At 49.3% G+C, this 656-nt stretch carries 1 protein-coding gene; it reads right to left on the reverse strand.

Going from position 1 to position 656, the window contains the following annotated elements; translation table 11 throughout:
* Positions 1-206 precede the first annotated feature (206 nt).
* The coding region (locus FWJ25_RS20705; RefSeq protein WP_223163287.1) for an RNA-binding protein at positions 207-656 on the reverse strand (450 nt) is incomplete at its 5' end.

Below are 656 nucleotides of genomic sequence, written 5' to 3' on the forward strand. Positions count from 1 at the left end.
GGAAATTTGAACTGCCAATTTTGTGGTACAGCTGAAACAAATAAATGCATCTTTCCAGCGGGGAAAAGTCTTCCTGTATACAGCCATTTCACAGCCAGTCTCTCATTATCATCTTCTTGWTACTCATAYGGARGAAAGAATAGACRCTACAAACTAAAAGTTTTGAAACACACTATCAGCCTCTAAACCCCCATAAGAAAATAATCTCAAAATTSACGYCTSGGCTTTGAYTCYGCARCCGTGACTCGGATCTGTCTACCATCCAAGTCGATGCCATCRAGGTTTGATATGGCATTGTTGACCTCTYGGGCGGAGCCATAGGTGACGAAACCAAACCCCCTTGACCTGCCGCTATMCCTGTCGTAGATGACCTTAGCATCAAGCACTTGCCCTTGCTCACTGAACAGGTTCTCCAGAGTCGAGTTGTCAACGCCCCACGCAAGGTTCCCCACGTAGACCTTGTTAGCTGAATCGACAAAGCCGCCGCCGCCGCCACCACCCCTTGGTGCTCTTGGTGTGGATTCATCTCTAGGTGGCGGTGGCCCGCAGTTCACCCTCAGTTGTCTTCCTTGAAATGCATAACCGTTGAACTGCTCGACAGCAGCTTCGGCTTCTTGGGCCGAAGACATTGTCACGAATCCAAATCCTCGGCTCCG

Source organism: Marinobacter salinexigens, from assembly GCF_008370345.1.
Taxonomy (GTDB): domain Bacteria; phylum Pseudomonadota; class Gammaproteobacteria; order Pseudomonadales; family Oleiphilaceae; genus Marinobacter; species Marinobacter salinexigens.